Genomic DNA, 18,545 nt, shown 5'->3' with positions numbered 1-18,545 from the left:
GCCGCGCAAGCCGGCGCAGCGGGCGGCACCGCCGCGGCTGCCACGCCCGCCGACAGCCCGGCCCGGGCCGATGCGCGCTTCGAGGAACTGAGCGACCGCGAAGCCGATGTCGTGCGCCTGCTCGGCCAGGCCCTGCCCAACAAGAAGATTGCGCGTACCCTGGGCCTGTCGCCGGAGACGGTGAAATGGCACTTGCGCAACATCTTCCGCAAGCTGGGCGTCAGCAGCCGCGACGAGGCCGTGGCCCGCGCCCGCGACCGCGAGCTGGATCAGGCCGGCGGCGCCCAGCCGCCTGACGCGCCGCACTGACGGCGCGGCCGCCCCCCTCTCCCTCCCAGCCCCCTCCCCAACGCCGCGCAACCCATGCGCGGCCCCCCTTTGCTGACTCCGGCCACCTGACGCGGGTGGTGTTCGCGGCCCCCTCCTCCCCGGTACCTTAGCGCCATACCAGTGGCCGCACACCTTGGCCGAGGCAACCTCCCGCAGACCGATATCCGGAGTCACCCAATGGAAATCAACCGCACCATCTATCGTGACGACCACGAGATGTTCCGCACCACCGTACGCCGCTTCCTGGAACGCGAATGCCTGCCCAAGCAAGCCGAATGGGACAAGGCCGGCAAGGTCGACCGCGAGACCTGGCTCAAGGCCGGCCGCGAGGGCCTGCTGTGCGTGACGCTGCCGACCGAGTACGGCGGCGGCGGCGGTGACTTCGGCCACTCCGCCATCTATGCCGAAGAGTATGCCCGCGCCGGCCTGAGCGGAGTCGGCTTCGGCGTGCACTCCGACATCATCGCGCCGTATATCGCCCGCATCGGCAACGAGGAACAGAAGCAGCGCTGGCTGCCCAAGGTCTGCTCCGGCGAATACATCCTCGCCATCGGCATGACCGAGCCGGGCACCGGCAGCGACCTCAAGGCGATCCGCACCACTGCCACCCGCGATGGCGACGAGTACGTGATCAACGGCAGCAAGACCTTCATCAGCAACGGCCTGAACGCCGACCTGATCATCATGGTCTGCAAGACCGACCCGACCGCCGGCGCGCGCGGCGTCAGCCTGATCGTGGTCGAAGCCGAGCGCGAGGGCTTCCGCCGCGGCCGCAAGCTGGACAAGGTCGGCCAGCACGCGCAGGACACCGCCGAGCTGTTCTTCGACAACGTGCGCGTGCCGGTGGCCAACCTGCTGGGCGAGGAAGGCAAGGGCTTCGCCTACCTGATGGCCGAACTGCCGCAGGAGCGCCTGTCGATCGCGGTCAGCGCCGCCGCCAAGCTGGAGGTCTGCCTGGAACACACGCTGGCCTACGTCAAGGACCGCAAGGCCTTCAACCAGACCGTGTGGGACTTCCAGAACACCAAGTTCAAGCTGGCCGACATCAAGACGCAGGCGATCTCGGTGCGGCTGCTGGTCGACCACTACCTCGGCGAGCACATCCGCCGCCGCCTGACGCTGGAAGAAGCGGCCATCGCCAAGCTCCATGCGACCGAAGTGCTGGGCACCGCGCTGGACCAGATGGTGCAGCTGCACGGCGGCTACGGCTACATGATGGAGTACCCGGTGGCGCGCGCCTTTGCCGACATGCGCGTGACCCGCATCTACGGCGGCACCAGCGAAGTGATGCGCGATCTGATCGCGCGCAAGCTGTAAGCACTGATCCCAAGACAAACACACATCGGAGCACACATATGACTCGCAAGGTTTTCGTCGCCGGCGCCGGCATGATCCCGTTCAAGAAGCCGGGCAGCAGCGACACCTATGACGTGATGGGCGCAACCGCCGTGCGCCAGGCGCTGGAAGACGCCGGCCTCAGCTATGAGGACTTGCAGCAGGCCTACGCCGGCTACGTGTATGGCGACTCGACCTGCGGCCAGAAGGCGCTGTACCAGGTTGGCATGACCGGCATCCCCGTTATCAACGTGAACAACAACTGCGCCACCGGCTCGTCGGCGCTGTTCCTGGCGCGCCAGGCGGTGCAGAGCGGCGCGGTGGACTGCGCGCTCGCGGTCGGCTTCGAGTTCATGCAGCCCGGCGCGCTGAAGTCGCGCTGGGACGACCGCGCCCCGGCGCTGGAGCGCGCCATCGGCCTGGTGGACGAACTGGTCGACCGCAAGGACCTGCCCAATGCCATCCGCCAGTTCTCCGGCGCCGGCAAGGCCCATATGGAAAAGTACGGCACCAAGCTCGAAACCTTCGCCAGGATCCGCGCCAAGGCCAGCCGCCACGCCGCCAACAACCCGCTGGCCGTGTTCCGCAATGTGCTGACCACCGAAGACGTGCTGGCCGCGCCGGCGCTGTGGGAAGGCGTGCTCACGCGCCTGATGGCCTGCCCGCCGACCTGCGGCGCCGCTGCCGCCATCGTGGTGTCGGAGGAATTCGCGCGCAAGAAGGGCCTGAAGACCGACGTGCTGATCGCCGGCCAGTCGCTGACCACCGACCGCCCCAGCACCTACGACGCACGCGACATGATCCGCGTGGTCGGCTTCGACATGACGCGCGAGGGCTCGCAGCAGGTGTATGAGCAGGCTGGCGTCGGCCCGCAGGACATCGACGTGATCGAGCTGCACGACTGCTTCGCGCAGAACGAGCTGCTGACCTATGAAGGCCTCGGCCTGTGCCCGGAAGGCGGCGCCGAGAAGCTGGTCAACGACGGCGACAACACCTACGGCGGCAAGTGGGTGGTCAACCCGTCGGGCGGCCTGCTGTCCAAGGGACATCCGCTGGGCGCCACCGGCCTGGCGCAATGCTACGAGATGGTCCAGCAGCTGCGCGGCACCGCCGACCAGCGCCAGGTCGAAGGCGCACGCCTGGCCCTGACGCACAACCTCGGCCTGGGCGGCGCCTGCGTGGTCACGCTGTACCAGAAGCACGCCTGAGCACACGCCGACACAGGAGCCCATCCATGATCGACAAGAAACATATCGGCCGGGTGATTGCGGACTTCCGCACCTCCGCGCCGGCCAGCCAGCTGCGCTTTTTCGCCAAGGCCACCGGCCAGACCGACCCGGTTTATATCGACGAGGCCGCCGCGCGCGACGCCGGACACCCGGGCCTGCCGCTGCCGCCGACCTTCCTGTTCTCGCTGGAGCTGACGCAGCCGCCCAGCACCTGGCGCCAGGAACTCGGCATCCGGCCGGACCGCATCCTGCACGGCGAGCAGTCCTTCGACTACCACCGCATGGCCTATGCGGGCGACACGCTGCACTTCAAGACCACCATCACCGACATCTACGACAAGAAGGGTGGCGCGCTGGAGTTCGTGGTGCGCGAGACGCGCGTCGCCAACCAGGACGGCGAACACGTGGCGGACCTGCGCAGCGTGCTGGTGCATCGCAACGGCTGAACCGGAGAACCCCCATGAGCAAACTGAGCTTCGACCAGGTCAAGGTGGGCGACACCCTGCCGCCGCTGACGCTGGAACCGATCAATCGCACCACGCTGGCGCTGTTTGCCGGCGCCTCGAACGATCACAACGCCATCCACATCGACACCGACTACGCGCGCAAGGCCGGCATGCCCGACGTGTTTGCCCACGGCATGCTGTCGATGGCCTACCTGGGCCGCCTGCTGACGCAGTGGGTGGACCAGCGCCAGCTGCGCCAGTTCGGCGTGCGCTTTGTCGGCATCACGCACCTGGGCCATCGCATCACCTGCACCGGCCGCGTGGTGGAGAAGCTGGAAGTCGACGGCGAGAAGCGCGTCAAGCTGGAAATCCAGACCGCCAACCAGTATGGCGAAAGCAAGATCCTCGGCGACGCCGTCGTTGCCCTGTAAATCCAATCAAGCACAAGGAGTCTGAAATGGGAGCACTTGAAGGCAAGGTGGCACTGGTCACCGGCTCGGGCCGCGGCATCGGCAACGCCATCGCCATGCGGCTGGCACGCGAAGGCGCGCGCCTGGTCATCAATGACCTGGACGCCGAACCGGCGCAACAGACCGTCGAAGAACTGAAGGCAATGGGCGTCGAAGCCGTGGCCTGCGTGGGCAACGTGTCCGCACCGGACTTTGCCGACCGCTTCATCAACACGGCGATGAGCAATTTCAAGAGCATCGACATCATCGTCAACAACGCCGGCTTCACCTGGGACGACGTGGTGCAGAAGATGAGCGACGAGCAGTGGTACGCCATCCTGGACTGCCACATGACCGCGCCGTTCCGCATCCTGCGCGCCGCCTACCCGCACATCAAGGCACTGGCTGCCGCCGACAAGGAAGCCGGCCGCGAGGTGTACCGCAAGATCGTCAATATCTCGTCGACCTCGGGCCTGAACGGCAATGCCGGCCAGATCAACTACTCCGGCGCCAAGGCCGGCGTGATCGGCATGACCCGCGCCATGGCGCGCGAGTGGGGCCGCTTCAACGTCAACGTGAATGCGGTGGCGTTCGGGCTGATCCACACCCGCATGACCTCGGCCGACGCCAAGGCCGGCGCCACGGTCAATATCGAAGGCCGTGAAATCCGCGTCGGGCTGAATCCGGAGATGCTGAAGTCGCACGCCCAGCGCAATCCGCTTGGACGCGGGGGCACCCCGGAAGAAGCCGCGGGCGGCGTGTACCTGTTCTGCTCGCCGGATTCCAACTACATCACCGGCCAGGTGATCGCGGTCGCCGGCAACGTGCAGTAAATCCAGCCGCACCGCAACGGGGGCTCGCATTGGCGAGCCCCCGTTTTCTTTTGTGCTTCGCCACCAGCAGCCTTCGCGCCCCGCTTTCATTCTGAAACGGGCTCCAGGTCAATAGGGAATCTCCTCCTGCCATCAACCGTGCGGCATTGCAACACCCGGACCCCGACTCACTCCTTTTAGGAGGGGGCCTGACACCACGCACAAAGGTCTAATGGAACAGAGCCGGGCGTAGCAACCGGCCAGCGCCTTCCATAAAAAACCGACAGGAGACAACTTAGCATGAAGAAATCGATTATCACGCTGGCTGTACTGGGCGCGGCTGCAGGCAGCGCCAATGCACAGTCCAGCGTGACGCTGTATGGGGTCATCGACGGATCGATCGAGTATGTCAACCGCGTGGCCGCATCCGCCGCCACGCCCACGCAGGGCGGCAAGCGCATCGGCATGCCGCAGGTCGGCGGCCTGTCAGCCTCGCGCTGGGGCCTGCGCGGCGTGGAAGACCTCGGTGCCGGCAACCAGGCGCTGTTCGTGCTGGAAAGCGGCTTCCAGTGGGACAGCGGCAACCTGCAGAGCGCGCCGCTGTTCAATCGCCAGTCCTATCTCGGCGTGCAGAACAACACCTTCGGCAAGCTGACCTTCGGCCGCCAGTACACGTCGTTCTTCGACGGCATGGCCAACTTCGCGCCGATGCGCTTTGCCGCCACCTATGAGCCGGGCATCTGGTGGATGGGCCTGAACTACCGCGAAGACAACATGATCAAGTACACCGGCAAGTTCGGGCCGCTGCAGGCCGCTGCGCACTTCTCGTTCGGCGCCGGCGTGGCCGTGCAGAATGCCACCGTGCTGCTGGCCAACGGCGGTGCCGGCGAGATGCCGGGCCACTTCAGCGACAACATCGCCTACGGCGGCTCGCTGATGTACCTGAACAGCACTGGCTTCGGCGCCTCGATCGCGGCCGACGTCTGGCGCCCTGCCGCGGTCACCGGCCAGCCCGGGACCATGACCAAGCTGGGCGCGGCGGCGCTGTACAACACCGGGCCGTTCAAGTTCACGCTCGGTTACCGCTATAACAAGGCAGAGTTCGCCAACGGCAACACGCTGCTGCGCGACGACTACTGGTGGGCCGGCGTCAACTACCAGGCCACGCCCGCGCTGGGCCTGTCGCTGGCCTACTACTACGCCGACGTGAAGGGCGCGCGCGCCACTGCCACGGCCGCCGAAACCAACCCGTCCAACATGCAGCAGGTCAGCTTCATCGCCGACTACAACTTCAGCAAGCGCACCGACGTGTACCTGTCGGCCGGCTATGCGCGCAACGGCGGCCTGAGCTTCGACGGCGCGGCCACCGCCTTTGCCTTCAAGTACCCGACCATGGCCGGGCAGAAAAGCATGGTGGGCGTGACCGTGGGGATCCGGCAGATCTTCTGATGCCTGAGCGGGGCGAGCCGCAAGGCTCGCCCCGCTGCTGCAGCAGGCGCCTACCGGCCGCCCGCCGCGATGCTGCCAAAGTGGCCGCTGCTGAAGTCGCGGAAGGCATCGGCGATCTGCTCTTCAGTGTTCATCACGAACGGGCCATGGCCGACGATCGGCTCGTCGATCGGCTCGCCGCTGAGCAGCAGCACCACCGCGTCGGTGCTGGCTTCGATGTTGACATCCTCGCCGGCACCGTCCAGCACCACCATCTCGGCATCCCGCACCGTCGCCTCCGCGTTGACGGTGATCTTGCCGCGCAGCACCACCAGCGCGGTATGCCAGCCCTCCGGCAGCGCCAGCCGCGTGCTGGCACCCTGGTTCAGGCGCATATCCCACACATGCATCGGCGTGAAGGTGTGCGCCGGACCGGCCTTGCCCGCGTACTCGCCGGCGATCACGCGCACCGTGCCGGCGCCATCGGGCATCGGCACCGCCGGGATATCGCGGTCGATGATGGCCTGGTAGCCGGGCGTGGTCATCTTGTCGCGCGCCGGCAGGTTGACCCACAGCTGCACCATTTCTAGCGCGCCGCCGCTTTGCGTAAAGGCCGGCGAGTGGAATTCCTCATGCAGGATGCCGGCGCCCGCCGTCATCCACTGCACGTCGCCGGGGCCGATCACGCCGCCCTGCCCGGTCGAGTCGCGATGCGCGACCTCGCCCTTGTAGACGATGGTCACGGTCTCGAAACCGCGGTGCGGATGCTGGCCAACCCCGCGCGGGCGCTGCGTCGGCGTGAAGTCGGCCGGCCCGGCGTAGTCCAAAAGCAGAAACGGGCTCAGCTGCTTGCCGTGGCTCATGTATGAAAACATCGAGCGCACCGGAAAGCCATCTCCGACCCAGTGCTGACGCGGTGCGCTGTAGACGCCCAGAATGCGCTTCATGTCTGTTCTCCGAGTATGCCGGCCGATAGTGGCAGGCAATGATCCATGGGGCAATGATAGGCGCCGCAGCCGATGCGCGGTAGACCGTGGGATTGCGATGCAGTGTCCTGTGGCTGGAACGATGCCCGGCCGCCGCCCGTCAGAAGCGGTAGCGCACGTAGCCCATGCTGAAGTTGGTGCCGGGATTGGGCTGCTTGATGCCGGCATTGGACAGGTGCTGGAAGCGGTAGCCGATGGCAAGCCGCTGCGCCTTGCCGAAGGCAATGCCCACGCCGACCATGTCAGAGAACTGGAAAGCCGAGCCCATGCGATGGCCATCGGCGATCTCGGTATGGCTGAGCACGCGCAAACCTACGGAGGCTTCAACAAACGGCGTCGCGTATTCGCCCGCATAGCTGAGGCGGAAGATCGGTGACACGCCGAACTCGGTCAGCTGGCTCGACGGCCGGGACGACAGCGCCCGCCAGTTCGCGAGATTGACCTCGCCGTCCAGGGACAGCGCAAGGCGGCTGGACAGCTGCCACTGCACGATATCGTCCCAGCGCGCGGCCACTTCGTATTTTTCAACGCCGTGGCGGTTGTCGCGGCCATAGCCGCCCTGCATCGAGAAGGTTGCCGCGTCGGCGGCGGCCGGAAGCGCGCACAGCCAGGCCGCAAAGGGAACGGCGGCAGCAAGGTGCGCCAGCCGGCTTGAAGGGGTTGCTTTCTTCACTGACATCCGTGGGTTTCGGGCAGCGTCGACGTGTATCGCGGCGCTGCCACTTTGTTTTGATCACGGCGCTCGAAGATAGCAGCCCTTCAAATTTGCGGAAGCCTGCCGGAAGAGAACACAGTGTTCCAATGCCGAAACAATGCGCAGTCACGGCCAAAGAATTGGCAAAGCCACGCACAATTGTCGAAACTTGGTAGTACGCGGCTATCACGGGGCCGCCCACAAGCGGAAGGAGGCCATCATGCGCGCCTGCCGACAAGCCCGCCCTGCCGCCAGGGCCGCCGCAGTCTGGCTGCTGGTGGCGGCCATGGCCACCGCGGCCTGGCTGCTGCCGCGCATCGCGCAGCCGCCGCAATACCATCGTTATGCCGACCCTTACGTCTGCTTCGGCACGCCCCACTGCCTCGACATCGGCTCCAATCTGCTGTTCCTGCTCGCGGGCGCGGCCGGCCTGCGCTATCTGGGCACCACGGCTGCCAGCCGCGCCTTTATCGCGCCGGCCGAGGCCTGGCCTTACCGGCTGCTTTTCTTCGCTGTCTTCCTGGTTGGCCTGGGCTCCGCCTACTACCACCTCGCACCGGACAACCAGCGGCTGGTGTGGGACAGGGCCCCGCTGGCGTTCGCGCTGATGTGCTGGCTGGACGCCAACCTGTGCGAGCGGGTCAGCCTGAAGGCCGGCTTGCGGCTGCTGCCGCTGCTGCTGATCGCGGGGCCGGCCAGCGTCGCCTACTGGGCATGGAGCGAAGCCCGCGGCATCGGCGACCTGCGCCCGTACCTGCTGGTTCAGGCCTGGGCCATGCTGGTGGTGCCGCTGCTGCTCTGCCTCTATGCGCCGCGCTACACTGGCGACCGGGATGTGCTGGCCATCACCGGCTGCTATGTGCTGGCCCTGGCTTGCGATGTGCTGGATCACCAGATCGCCGCGCTCACCGGGCTGGTCAGCGGGCACACGCTCAAGCACGTGTTCGCGGCGCTGGCCGTCTATGGCGTCCTGCTTCGGCTAAAGCGGCGCCGCATCGTGGAGGAAGGAACATGACCGTGCCCCAACCTGGTAGCCACGCTCGCGAGCCCCGCGTGCCCTCTGCCCTGGGCGTCGACGTACGGCCGCGCGAAGTGTGGGCATGGGCCATGTACGACTTTGCCAACTCTGGCTACACCACGGTGGTCATCACCGCGCTGTTCAATGCCTACTTCGTCGCCGTGGTGGCCGGCAATGCGCCCTGGGCCACGCTCGCGTGGACCGCGGCGCTTTCGCTCTCCTATGCGCTGGTGGTGCTCAGCGCGCCGCTGGTCGGTGCCTACGCCGACCTGCGCGCAGCCAAGAAGCCGCTGCTTGCGGTGACGACGGCGGGTTGCGTGGTGTTCACCGCCCTGCTCTATTTTGCGCAGCCCGGCACCCTTGGCCTGGCCATCCTGTGCGTGGTCCTGTCCAACTTCTTCTTCGGCAGCGGCGAAAACCTGATCGCCGCCTTCCTGCCATCGCTCTCCACCACCCGCGCCCTGGGCAGGGTCTCGGGCTGGGGCTGGAGTCTTGGCTATATCGGTGGCCTGGTCACGCTGGGCGCATGCCTGCTCTATGTCAACTGGGCCAGCGCACGCGGCCACGCCGCCAGCCAGTTCGTTCCCGTCACCATGCTGATCACGGCGGCCATCTTTGCCCTGGCGAGCCTGCCGACCTTCCTGCTGCTGCGCGACCGCGGCGCGCCACGGATCGCTGCGTCCGCGCCGGCTGGCGAACAGGTCAGCGGCACGGCCTGGGCCACGGTATGGCAACGCCTGCGCCAGCTGCGCCAGTTCAGGGACCTGCGCCGCTTCCTGCTGTGCACCCTGTTCTACCAGGCCGGCATCCAGGCGGTGATCACGCTGACCGCCATCTACGCCAACCAGGCCATGGGCTTCACCATGCAGCAGACCCTGACCCTGGTGCTGGTGGTCAACCTGACGGCGGCGGCCGGTGCCTTCCTGTTCGGCCCCGTGCAGGACCGCATCGGCCACGTGCGCGCCATTGCCCTGACGCTACTGGGCTGGATCCTGACCATCCTGCTGGCGCACGCCGCGCGCGAAGCGCCGCTGTTCTGGCTTGCCGCCAACGTGGCCGGCCTGTGCCTGGGCGCCGCCCAGTCCGCCGGGCGGGCCATGGTGGGGCTGCTGGCACCGCCCTCGCGCGCGGCCGAGTTCTTCGGGCTCTGGGGCCTGGCGGTCAAGCTGGCCTCGATCGCCGGGCCGCTGACCTATGGCATGGCAAGCTGGCTGACGGGCGGCGATCACCGCCAGGCGCTGCTGGTCACCTGCAGCTACTTCGTGGTCGGGCTGGGCCTGCTGTGCGGGGTCAACACCGTGCGGGGCCGGCGGGCTGCCTTGCGCGCTGAGCGAATGGTCGGGCTGGAGAGCGGGTACGGCGCCGCTACTGCCGGACCCGCTTGCCAGTAGAAGCGCGAACTACGTTCGCATGCTGGGCGTCTCTTTGACGCCTCGGGCTTTTCCGCTTGCAGTGGTTGAGCCACCTCGAACGCAAGCATGACGGCTATCGCACCGGCTATGCCGACGCGATGTGCGGGTTCATTCAGGTCATGTTGGAAGGCGGTTCCGTCAACGTCGAGTCCTGGGACGTGACCGGTTATCAGCGCGCACTGATCGCGCAATCACACTGCAAGAAAATGTCTTGGCGTCGCGGCAGTTCCCGCGCGCCGGACTTCGTTCGTCCGCTCGCTCTGCCAATGAAAATCATTCTGGTTAATTCAGATTTTCCTGATTTTAATTTCAATCAATTTCTAGGGTTCGTCTGATTTACTGCAGGACGCCGCCTCCATATCATTCCGTACGTATTGTGCGCCTTTGATGCGGACGCAGCGATTGCTTCGCAAAATACTCATTCTTGGCCCCGCAAAGGAAGATCACTCATGCTACGACGACGCAGCCTGATAGCCGCCTGCCTGATTTCCATCTTGTTGTCCGCCTGCGCCGGCAGCGGAGGACTGTCCACGCGCGACGACGACAATTCCTATATCAATGCATCGCTTGGCGCGGTCAACCACACCAGTCAATATCTCTATGGCTTCACTGTCAATGGCGCCTTTGGCGCGAACGCAAGTGCATACGGAGCCGCTGGAGCGGGCACATGCTGCGTGCGCCTTCCTCGTGTCTATCGGCCGGGGCTGACCGTCGATCTGAAATACGACCTGACGCTGGACGATGGCAGCAGGCATAACTGGAAAACGAAGAAAAGCGTACAGGTCGAGCCCTATACGAAACCGGGGGATGTATATGTGCACTTCTTCCCGAACGACGTGATCCGCGTGGTGGTCTCGAATTGGGACCCAGACGGTGAGGGGCACCCAATTCCTTATCCGGTTCGCCCTAACGGACAGCGCAAGGGAGAAAGGCAATGAGCCAGCCTGTCAAGAGCCCAAGCATTCGCACCCAATACGCCCCGGCGGCCGAGTACTGCCGATTAACGCCTGAGGAAGAAGATCATCTGGACGATAGTCGCCCCGAAGCGCTGTGTTTCAAGCGAGGCGCCGGGCCGAATTGCCATCACCTCGTCAATGTCGGCCTGTTCTTCGACGGCACGAACAACAACATGCAGCGGGATTACGATGACGCTCCGCCGGAGAAGCGTTACCACAGCAATATTGTCCGACTCTATCTCGCGCATCCGGATATTGAGGATAACCGTCCAGAAAACAGCAACCAATACTTCCGCTACTACATGCCGGGTGTCGGCACGCGATTCGAGCAAATTGGCGAGGATACGGAAACACAGGATGGCAAGGCCTTCGCCAAGGGAGGACAGGCACGCATTTTGTGGGCCGTGATGCAGGTCTATAACGCTGTGCATCGCTGCGTATTCAAGCAGACGATGCTCACGCCCGAAGAAATGAAGGCGCTCATCCAGGACTATGAGGACAAGGTTGATCACCATCAGCGGCCCGATCCCGAGGCGGCGCCGATCAACCGGCATGAATGGTTCAAGCCGCTGTCGGACCGGTTGTCGCAGAAGTTGCGCGAGCGCCTGCTAGCCAAGCAGACGCCGAGCGTGCCCAAGGTTACTCTGTCGGTGTTCGGCTTCTCGCGCGGTGCCGTGGAAGCGCGCGCGTTCTGCTACTGGTATCAGGACACGCTGCAGGACGGCAAATTCCTCGGCGCAATCGACACGGAAATCACGTTCCTGGGCTTGTTCGATTCGGTCGCAACCGTGGGCACGTCCGCATCCATGAATGAGCAGTTCGGCCTTTGGATGCTGAGCGGTCATTCGAGCTGAGCTGCGGAAATTCTTAAGCCCCTGCCGGCCATCGTGAAGAAGACTGTGCACCTGATCGCCGCGCATGAAATGCGCATGAACTTCCCGTTAACGCGGGTTCGGGGTAACAACGTGGAGGAATGGATTTTCCCAGGCGTGCACTCCGACATCGGTGGCGGCTATGCGCCCGCCGACCAAGGCCGTTCCCGCTGGGGCCACGCTTCGCTGGCGTCTCAGATACCCCTGGTGCACATGTACCGATCAGCGCTTGTTCATGGCGTGCCGTTCGTCCGCTTCGACAAGCTCAAGAACGTGGTGCGCGATGACTTCGAAGTCAGTGACGTGCTGCATCGGGAATTCAATATCTATGTGCAGAGACTGCGCGCCGGCACGGAAATGGACTTCCGCAAGGTCTACTGCAAGCACATGCGGCTCTATTACCAGCGGCGCTCCCGCATGCTGTATGCGGCTCAGGGAGCCATCTCCCGGAATGCCACCACGGCCCAGGACAGGCAAGATCTCGAAGAGGCGAGCGCAAATTTGCAATGGGACCTGCGTGTGATGCAATCCCGAGCGAACCCGAACGCCTTCATCTATGACCACAAGGTAGCGCTGTCGCCACAGGAGCGCGCAGGTGCGAGCCAGATGCAGGTCGTCTACGCGGATAGCGGCTACCCACTCACGCCGTGGGAGCGCTGGGCGCTGGGCATCTTCGAAGCACCCTTCGAGAAGCGCAGGGATACGGATGCGAATGAGGATGCCTTCTTCCAGAACTTCGTCCACGATTCGCTGGCGGGCTTCTATCTTGCAGGGGCCGTTACCCAGTTCGACAAGCAGGAGGAATTCAAGGCGATGTGCAAGGCCAAGGCCGACGGAGAACGGCTGAACGAGTTTCAACAGCGCATCTACAATCAGAACAAAGCTGCCGCCGATACGAGAATCAGAGCCATTCAGAGCGGGATTGAGCCGCCAGATGACAAGGCACTGAAGTTGGAGTATCCGCTCATGCGTGACGACGATGCCCCCAGGATGCGGGTTGCGGTCATCAGGCTTGCTACATCCAGCCGACGCGAGGGGGGTGGCTATTTTCGTCAGCGCTGGGTCTACATGCCGGAGGCAGGCGATGCTGAGAACGAGACGGAAGGCTTGAGGCCAGGCAACACGGACCAGCGCGCGGGATGGACAGGTCGTCCTTGACTGTCCACGCCCGTCTGACGCGAGATCGACTGCTCTCCCGCAAATGCCCTGAAGGGCGAGTTCTCTCGGAGCAAGTCTGATGAAACTGCCCTTCGGCGATTGGATCGCTCTCTCGGCTTCCGGACGCTGAAACTGGCGACAGCCCATGCCAGCAAACCTCACTCCAGAGTACAAGCAGGCCGAACAAGCCTATCGGCAGGCACGCCAGCCGCGCGAGCAGCTCGAATGCCTGAAGGAGATGCTCCGTGTCATCCCGAAACACAAGGGGACGGAGCATCTGCAGGCCGATATCAAGTCGCGGATCAGGGAACTCACCCAGGCATCTGCGGGCCACGGGAAGGCCGCTCACAGAGGGCCGGCACATGCGGTGCATCCAGAAGGTGCGGCCCAGCTCTGTCTGATCGGCCCGCCCGGCGCGGGAAAATCCAGCCTGCACGCAAGGCTGACAGGATCGGGCAGCGAGGTTGGGCCCTATCCCCACCCTACGCAGGTGCCGGTCCCCGCCATGTTGGCGTTCGACGACATTGCTTTTCAGCTGGTGGATCTGCCACCTGTCTCCGTCGAATTCATGCACCCCAGGCTCACCGACATATTGCGGGCGACAGACGGCGTACTGCTCGTGGTCGACCTGAGCGCGCCAGACTGTACAGAACAGTTGGCGCTGATTCTGCGGCGGCTTGCCGAGGCGAAGATCATCCTGTCGGAGCGCTGGCCAGATCAGGCCGACAGCCCTGGGGCGACGGCGGAAGCGGCGGCTGACCCGTTCAGTGTTCACCTCCCTGCGCTGCTGCTGGCCAACAAGACTGATCTCGCCAACCCGGAGGACGCGGCCGTGCTGGAAGACCTGCTCGGTGTACGCTTTCCGGCGCTAGCCACCTCGGCAACCGACGGGCGCGGACTGGCCGAGGTCGGTCCGTTCCTTTTCAGGGCTCTGGGCATCGTGCGTGTCTACACCAAGGCACCCGGGAAGCCCGTCGACCAGCGTCGGCCTTTTACGATGCGCCGCGGCGACACCGTGCTGGATGTCGCCTTGCAGGTGCACCCTGATCTCGCGCGTACGTTCAAGTTCGCCCGCCTTTGGGGGAGTGGCAAGTTCAGCGGCCAGCAGGTGGGCGCCGATCATGCGGTAGCCGATCGGGACGTGGTGGAACTGCATTCGCAGGCACATGGCTGATCAAGGCCATCGTCGCAGCAGGCGAGCGCCGATGACATAGACTGAAAGACCTGCGGCCGGTTGTTCCCGCATGACCGCCGTGCCGTTTTGCGGAGCAATTTCTTGCACGGAGGTATGCCATGACTACATACGTCATCCTCAGCCGTCTCGCTCCTGACGCGTTCACGGACCCCAGGGACATGAAGAAGCTCGCCGCCACGGTGGCCGAGAAAATCAAGGCCGAATGCCCTGCCGTCACCTGGAAGGACAGCTATCTGACACTCGGGCGCTTTGACGTCGTGGACATTGTCGAGACGGACGACCTGAAGCAACTCGAGCGGGCGGCGTTGATCATCCGGGGCTATGGACACGCCGCGACCGAGACGCTGCAAGCGACGCCGTGGGACAAGTTCATCGCGGCCCTGTAGCGCAGACCGATGGACCAGGCTGCTCGCGCGGCGGCACAGCCAGATTCAGGTTGACCTGAGCGTCGGCTGCCCTATACTTAAAGTGCTGACTGAGACACGCTTGAGTAAAGCGAAGGTAGGTCAGCCAAACGATCATGTTTCCTGGATGATCTTCCAGATGAAGCGTGATCGTGCAGGCCACATATGCCTGCAGGTCCGGACCGGATCATAAGTTGCTGACCCGGTTCGGACGCACCCCGATTGAAGCGCTGAGCACCTGTGGAAGGTGCTCTTTTTATTGGCGGCATGGGGGGCGATGTTGACCCCTCGCCTCGCGCGCGCCGCCATTGAGCGATTCGGGTAATGCAAAAGTGGACGGATCGGATCAGAGCCGTACCTGATCCGAACTGAAGCAAGGAGTCGCATGCGCGCCCGCTCACGCCCTCCCGACGCCGGCTACCGCTGGCTGTGGCAGCTGTCTGCAGCCGGCTGGGGCCACTGCGGCCTGGCCTATGTCAGCGGCGCGCTGCTTGCACCGCGCTGGTGGCCCGCAAGGGAGGCCATGCCCGTGCGGGACCGGTATTCTTCGCGGCGCACGGCGCTGGTGCTGTACACCTTCGCCTATCGTGGCGGTGGGGCACCCGCCGGCACCATGCCACCGCGCGATGGCTTTACCTGGCGATACCAGTGCTGGTCACAAGGGGTTGGGGTGGGCTGATGCCGGAAACCCGCCACGCGCTTGCCGGGCGCCCTGTTCTGCGCCACAGTTGTCCCACCGGCCCAGGCTGGAGACCATGATGACAAACCGGCTCGCCACAGAAACCTCGCCTTACCTCCGGCAACACGCGGAGAATCCGGTCGACTGGTATCCCTGGTGCGAAGAGGCGTTTCGCCGTGCGCGCGACGACGACAAGCCGGTCGTGCTTTCCGTCGGCTACGCCACCTGCCATTGGTGCCACGTGATGGCGCACGAATCGTTCGAGAATCCCCGGATCGCCGGCCTGATGAATGAACGGTTCATCAGCATCAAGGTCGACCGGCAGGAGCGTCCCGACCTCGACGACATTTACCAGAAAGTCCCCCAGATGATGGGACAGGACGGCGGCTGGCCGCTGACGGTGTTCCTGACGCCGCAGGGAGAGCCTTTCTACGGTGGCACCTACTTTCCGCCGGATGACCGCTACGGCCGCCCTGGGCTCCCGCGCGTGCTGCTGAGCCTGAGCGAAGCCTGGAGGCATCGCCGCGAGGAACTGAGCAACACCATCGAGCAGTTTCAGCGGGGGTTCCGGCACCTGGACGAAGGGGTCCTGAGCCGTGAAGACGCGGAACAAGCCGCGCAAGTCCAGGACCTGCCCGCGCAGACAGCCCTCGCCCTCGCGCGCAATACGGACCCGGCCCATGGCGGCCTGGGCGGAGCGCCCAAGTTCCCCAACGCAAGCGCCTACGACCTCGTGCTGCGCATCTATCAGCGAACAGGTGAACCCGCGCTGCTTGAAGCACTGGAGCGCACGCTAGACGGCATGGCGGCCGGCGGCATCCATGACCAGCTCGGCGGTGGCTTCGCCCGCTACAGTGTCGACGAACGCTGGGCCGTGCCCCACTTCGAAAAGATGCTTTACGACAACGGCCAGCTCGTCACGCTCTATGCCAACGCCTATCGCCTGACCGGAAAGCAAGCCTGGCGCCGCGTATTCGAGGGAACGATCGCGTACATCCTGCGGGACATGACGCACCCCGACGGCGGCTTCCATGCCGGCGAAGATGCCGACAGCGAAGGCGAGGAAGGCCGCTTCTATGTCTGGACAGCGGCCGAGGTGAAGGCAGTCCTGGGCGAATCCGAGGGGGCCCTGGCGTGTCGCGCCTACGGCGTGACCGAAGCCGGGAACTTTGAGCCCGGCAGATCGGTGCTCCACCGTGCCGTCACGCTGACTCCTCTGCAGGAGGCACGGCTGGAAGGCTGGCGCGAGCGGCTGTTGGCAGCACGCGCCCGGCGCGTGCGCCCCGGCCGCGACGACAACATTCTCGCCGGGTGGAACGGTCTCATGATCCAGGGACTCTGCGCGGCTTACCAGGCAACGGGCAACCCCGCACACCTCGCCGCCGCAAGGCGTGCCGCCAGCTTTATCCAGGACAAGCTCACCATGCCGGACGGCGGCGTGTATCGGTACTGGAAGAACGGCACAGTCAAGGTGCCAGGGTTCCTGGAAGACTATGCCTTCCTGGCCAACGCGCTGATCGACCTCTACGAATCCTGCTTCGACAGGCGATACCTCGATCGCGCAGCCGAACTGGTGGCGCTCATCATCGACAGGTTCCGGGACGACGGGCTGTATTTCACGCCCAATGATGGCGAACCATTGATAAACAGGCCTCGCGCTCCGTACGACGGCGCCTGGCCGTCTGGCATTTCAGCCAGCGTGTTCGCCTTCCTGCGCTTGCATGAACTCACCGGCGAGGATCGCTATCGTGACCTCGCCGAGCACGAATTCCAGCGCTACCGGGCTGCCGCCACCGCGGCCCCGGCCGGCTTCGTGCACCTCCTGGCCGCCGCGGACTTCGCGCAGCGCGGCGCGTTCGGGATCATTCTTGCCGGCGACAAGGCGGCGGCCGCCGCCCTGGTGGAAAGCGTTCACCGCGCCTATCTTCCGGCACGCGTGCTGGCATTCGCCGAAGACGTTCCCGTCGGCCAGGGGCGGCTTGCGGTTGACGGCCGGCCGGCAGCCTACGTGTGCCGACATCGCACCTGTACCGCGCCCGTGACCAGCGGCCAGGCGCTCCTTGAACGCTGCGTGGGGTGACGGTGGGCCCTTTCGATCAGGACAGGCCTGATGCGTCCTGCTCGATACGCGATGTCGCTGTCAGCCGCTCCAGTGCCACATCGATGGCACCCAGGGACGCATTCAGACCGGCCGCGTGTGCCTCGTCCCTGAGCAGCCGTAACCGGGCGCAAAGCGGCGGCGTGCTCGCGCCGCCCTCTTCCCGTCCGGCGCAGATCAAGGCGCGGCCCCTGCGGATCAGGAAGTCTCCCCACGGAAACGGCTCATGCTGCATGTAATCCTGCAGCGCAGCCAGGTAGCGTTCGGCTTCCTGCCACCTGCGCGCCGCCAGTGAAACGTCGATCGCAGCTTCGAGCAGGTCGACGTGGCAATGGCTCACGCACCCCTGGGCCAGCATGGACTCGCCCTGGCGCAGGGCGTCGAGCTGCTTGTCCGGATCGGGCGTGGTGCGCGCCAGGAACGCGAGCACGGTTGGCCCTGAATACCGCACGCCGCTGGCGTGGCTCAACTGCAGCGCCTCGTCGAGCAGGGACTCTGCCTCCTGCACCTGGCCGAGCGCGCCGATGGCCAGGCCAAGCCGGGCCAGCACTTCCGCCTCGAAGCGCCTGGCCTCCAACCGGCGCGTCAGCGCCAGTGCCAGCCGCGCGTGCGCTTCGGCACACGGCCAGTCGCCGGCGAGCTGTGCGGTCGATGTCATCACGTCGTAGGCCAGCATCTCGCTGCGCGCATCACTGATGCGCCGCGCCAGGCGCAGCCCTTCCTCGCAACTGGCCTGCGCGGCCGCGAGTTCGTTGCGGAACAGTTCCACCGCGCCCACCATCGGCAGGTTGGCGCATTCGATGCGGATGAAACCGTGTGCCCGCGCCAGCTCGACGCAGCGGACAAAATGCGCATGCGCGGTCAGCATGCGGCCTTGCTGGTAGTACGCATCACCGAGGCCGCCCAGCGCACGCGCCTCGCCCAGCACCGATCCGGCCGCCCTCGCATGGCCGAGGGCGCGCTGGTGGGCGGCGAGGCACTCTTCCATGTCGCCCTTCGGGAAATAGAGATTGCCGCGCAGCGATTCGATCTCGGCCAGCCGCT

General features: G+C 65.2%; 20 protein-coding genes. 17 read left to right on the top strand and 3 right to left on the bottom strand.

Annotated elements, in window-relative coordinates; genetic code table 11:
• From CF68_RS12305 to CF68_RS12275, 7 genes are all read left to right on the top strand, one after another.
• Positions 1 to 309, top strand: a 309-nt coding sequence (locus CF68_RS12305) for a response regulator transcription factor (RefSeq protein WP_035819045.1), incomplete at its 5' end; no start/stop codon positions are given.
• Positions 310 to 507: 198 nt separating this feature from the next.
• Entirely contained in the window at positions 508 to 1,647 is a 1,140-nt protein-coding gene (locus CF68_RS12300) for an acyl-CoA dehydrogenase family protein (RefSeq protein WP_035819044.1), read from the top strand.
• A 38-nt stretch (positions 1,648 to 1,685) separates the two neighbouring features.
• Complete coding sequence (locus tag CF68_RS12295) at positions 1,686 to 2,873, top strand: lipid-transfer protein (protein WP_035819043.1); 1,188 nt, start codon at positions 1,686 to 1,688, stop codon at positions 2,871 to 2,873.
• A 26-nt stretch (positions 2,874 to 2,899) separates the two neighbouring features.
• The gene (locus CF68_RS12290; RefSeq protein WP_035819041.1) at positions 2,900 to 3,340 is read left to right on the top strand and encodes a MaoC family dehydratase N-terminal domain-containing protein; all 441 of its coding nucleotides are present in this window, start codon (positions 2,900 to 2,902) and stop codon (positions 3,338 to 3,340) included.
• Between the two features lie 14 nt (positions 3,341 to 3,354).
• Complete coding sequence (locus CF68_RS12285; RefSeq protein ID WP_035819039.1) at positions 3,355 to 3,771, top strand: MaoC family dehydratase; 417 nt, start codon at positions 3,355 to 3,357, stop codon at positions 3,769 to 3,771.
• A gap of 26 nt (positions 3,772 to 3,797) precedes the next feature.
• The gene (locus CF68_RS12280) at positions 3,798 to 4,622 is read left to right on the top strand and encodes an SDR family NAD(P)-dependent oxidoreductase (RefSeq protein ID WP_010808912.1); all 825 of its coding nucleotides are present in this window, start codon (positions 3,798 to 3,800) and stop codon (positions 4,620 to 4,622) included.
• Positions 4,623 to 4,901: 279 nt separating this feature from the next.
• Positions 4,902 to 6,050 (top strand): porin, encoded by a 1,149-nt coding sequence (locus CF68_RS12275; protein WP_035819038.1) that lies wholly within the window; start codon positions 4,902 to 4,904, stop codon positions 6,048 to 6,050.
• A 50-nt stretch (positions 6,051 to 6,100) separates the two neighbouring features.
• On the opposite strand, the gene CF68_RS12270 is transcribed toward CF68_RS12275, so the two are convergent.
• Entirely contained in the window at positions 6,101 to 6,976 is an 876-nt protein-coding gene (locus tag CF68_RS12270) for a pirin family protein (RefSeq protein WP_035819036.1), read from the bottom strand.
• Between the two features lie 139 nt (positions 6,977 to 7,115).
• Positions 7,116 to 7,694, bottom strand: coding sequence for an acyloxyacyl hydrolase (locus CF68_RS12265; protein WP_035819035.1), 579 nt, complete (start codon positions 7,692 to 7,694; stop codon positions 7,116 to 7,118).
• Between the two features lie 235 nt (positions 7,695 to 7,929).
• On the opposite strand from CF68_RS12265, the gene CF68_RS12260 reads away from it, so the two are divergent.
• From CF68_RS12260 to CF68_RS12220, 10 genes are all read left to right on the top strand, one after another.
• Positions 7,930 to 8,724, top strand: coding sequence for a hypothetical protein (locus tag CF68_RS12260; RefSeq protein WP_035819033.1), 795 nt, complete (start codon positions 7,930 to 7,932; stop codon positions 8,722 to 8,724).
• Entirely contained in the window at positions 8,721 to 10,118 is a 1,398-nt protein-coding gene (locus tag CF68_RS12255; protein ID WP_035819032.1) for an MFS transporter, read from the top strand. Before CF68_RS12260 ends, CF68_RS12255 begins: the two co-directional genes overlap by 4 nt.
• A gap of 65 nt (positions 10,119 to 10,183) precedes the next feature.
• On the top strand, positions 10,184 to 10,474 hold the full coding sequence (locus CF68_RS37050) for a hypothetical protein (RefSeq protein WP_152548490.1): 291 nt from the start codon (positions 10,184 to 10,186) through the stop codon (positions 10,472 to 10,474).
• A gap of 114 nt (positions 10,475 to 10,588) precedes the next feature.
• A complete protein-coding gene (locus CF68_RS36200) occupies positions 10,589 to 11,077 on the top strand; it encodes a DUF3304 domain-containing protein (protein WP_084187205.1) in 489 nt (162 codons plus the stop codon).
• Positions 11,074 to 11,949, top strand: coding sequence for a phospholipase effector Tle1 domain-containing protein (locus tag CF68_RS36195; RefSeq protein WP_084187203.1), 876 nt, complete (start codon positions 11,074 to 11,076; stop codon positions 11,947 to 11,949). Before CF68_RS36200 ends, CF68_RS36195 begins: the two co-directional genes overlap by 4 nt.
• Before the next feature lie 33 nt (positions 11,950 to 11,982).
• Complete coding sequence (locus tag CF68_RS12240; RefSeq protein ID WP_035819024.1) at positions 11,983 to 13,125, top strand: phospholipase effector Tle1 domain-containing protein; 1,143 nt, start codon at positions 11,983 to 11,985, stop codon at positions 13,123 to 13,125.
• A gap of 145 nt (positions 13,126 to 13,270) precedes the next feature.
• Positions 13,271 to 14,299: a TGS domain-containing protein gene (locus CF68_RS12235; protein ID WP_035819022.1), complete on the top strand. Its 1,029-nt coding sequence runs from the start codon at positions 13,271 to 13,273 to the stop codon at positions 14,297 to 14,299.
• Positions 14,300 to 14,418: 119 nt separating this feature from the next.
• On the top strand, positions 14,419 to 14,706 hold the full coding sequence (locus tag CF68_RS12230) for a GYD domain-containing protein (RefSeq protein ID WP_013956269.1): 288 nt from the start codon (positions 14,419 to 14,421) through the stop codon (positions 14,704 to 14,706).
• Between the two features lie 403 nt (positions 14,707 to 15,109).
• Complete coding sequence (locus CF68_RS12225; RefSeq protein WP_035819019.1) at positions 15,110 to 15,403, top strand: hypothetical protein; 294 nt, start codon at positions 15,110 to 15,112, stop codon at positions 15,401 to 15,403.
• 79 nt (positions 15,404 to 15,482) lie between these two features.
• On the top strand, positions 15,483 to 17,483 hold the full coding sequence (locus CF68_RS12220) for a thioredoxin domain-containing protein (RefSeq protein WP_035819018.1): 2,001 nt from the start codon (positions 15,483 to 15,485) through the stop codon (positions 17,481 to 17,483).
• A gap of 16 nt (positions 17,484 to 17,499) precedes the next feature.
• On the opposite strand, the gene CF68_RS38275 is transcribed toward CF68_RS12220, so the two are convergent.
• Complete coding sequence (locus CF68_RS38275; protein ID WP_235205748.1) at positions 17,500 to 18,489, bottom strand: hypothetical protein; 990 nt, start codon at positions 18,487 to 18,489, stop codon at positions 17,500 to 17,502.
• Positions 18,490 to 18,545: the final 56 nt, after the last annotated feature.

Source organism: Cupriavidus sp. SK-4 (assembly GCF_000611125.1).
Classification (GTDB): domain Bacteria; phylum Pseudomonadota; class Gammaproteobacteria; order Burkholderiales; family Burkholderiaceae; genus Cupriavidus; species Cupriavidus necator.
Note: the sequence above shows the minus strand (reverse complement) of the source record. Positions and strands in the feature narration are given on the sequence as shown.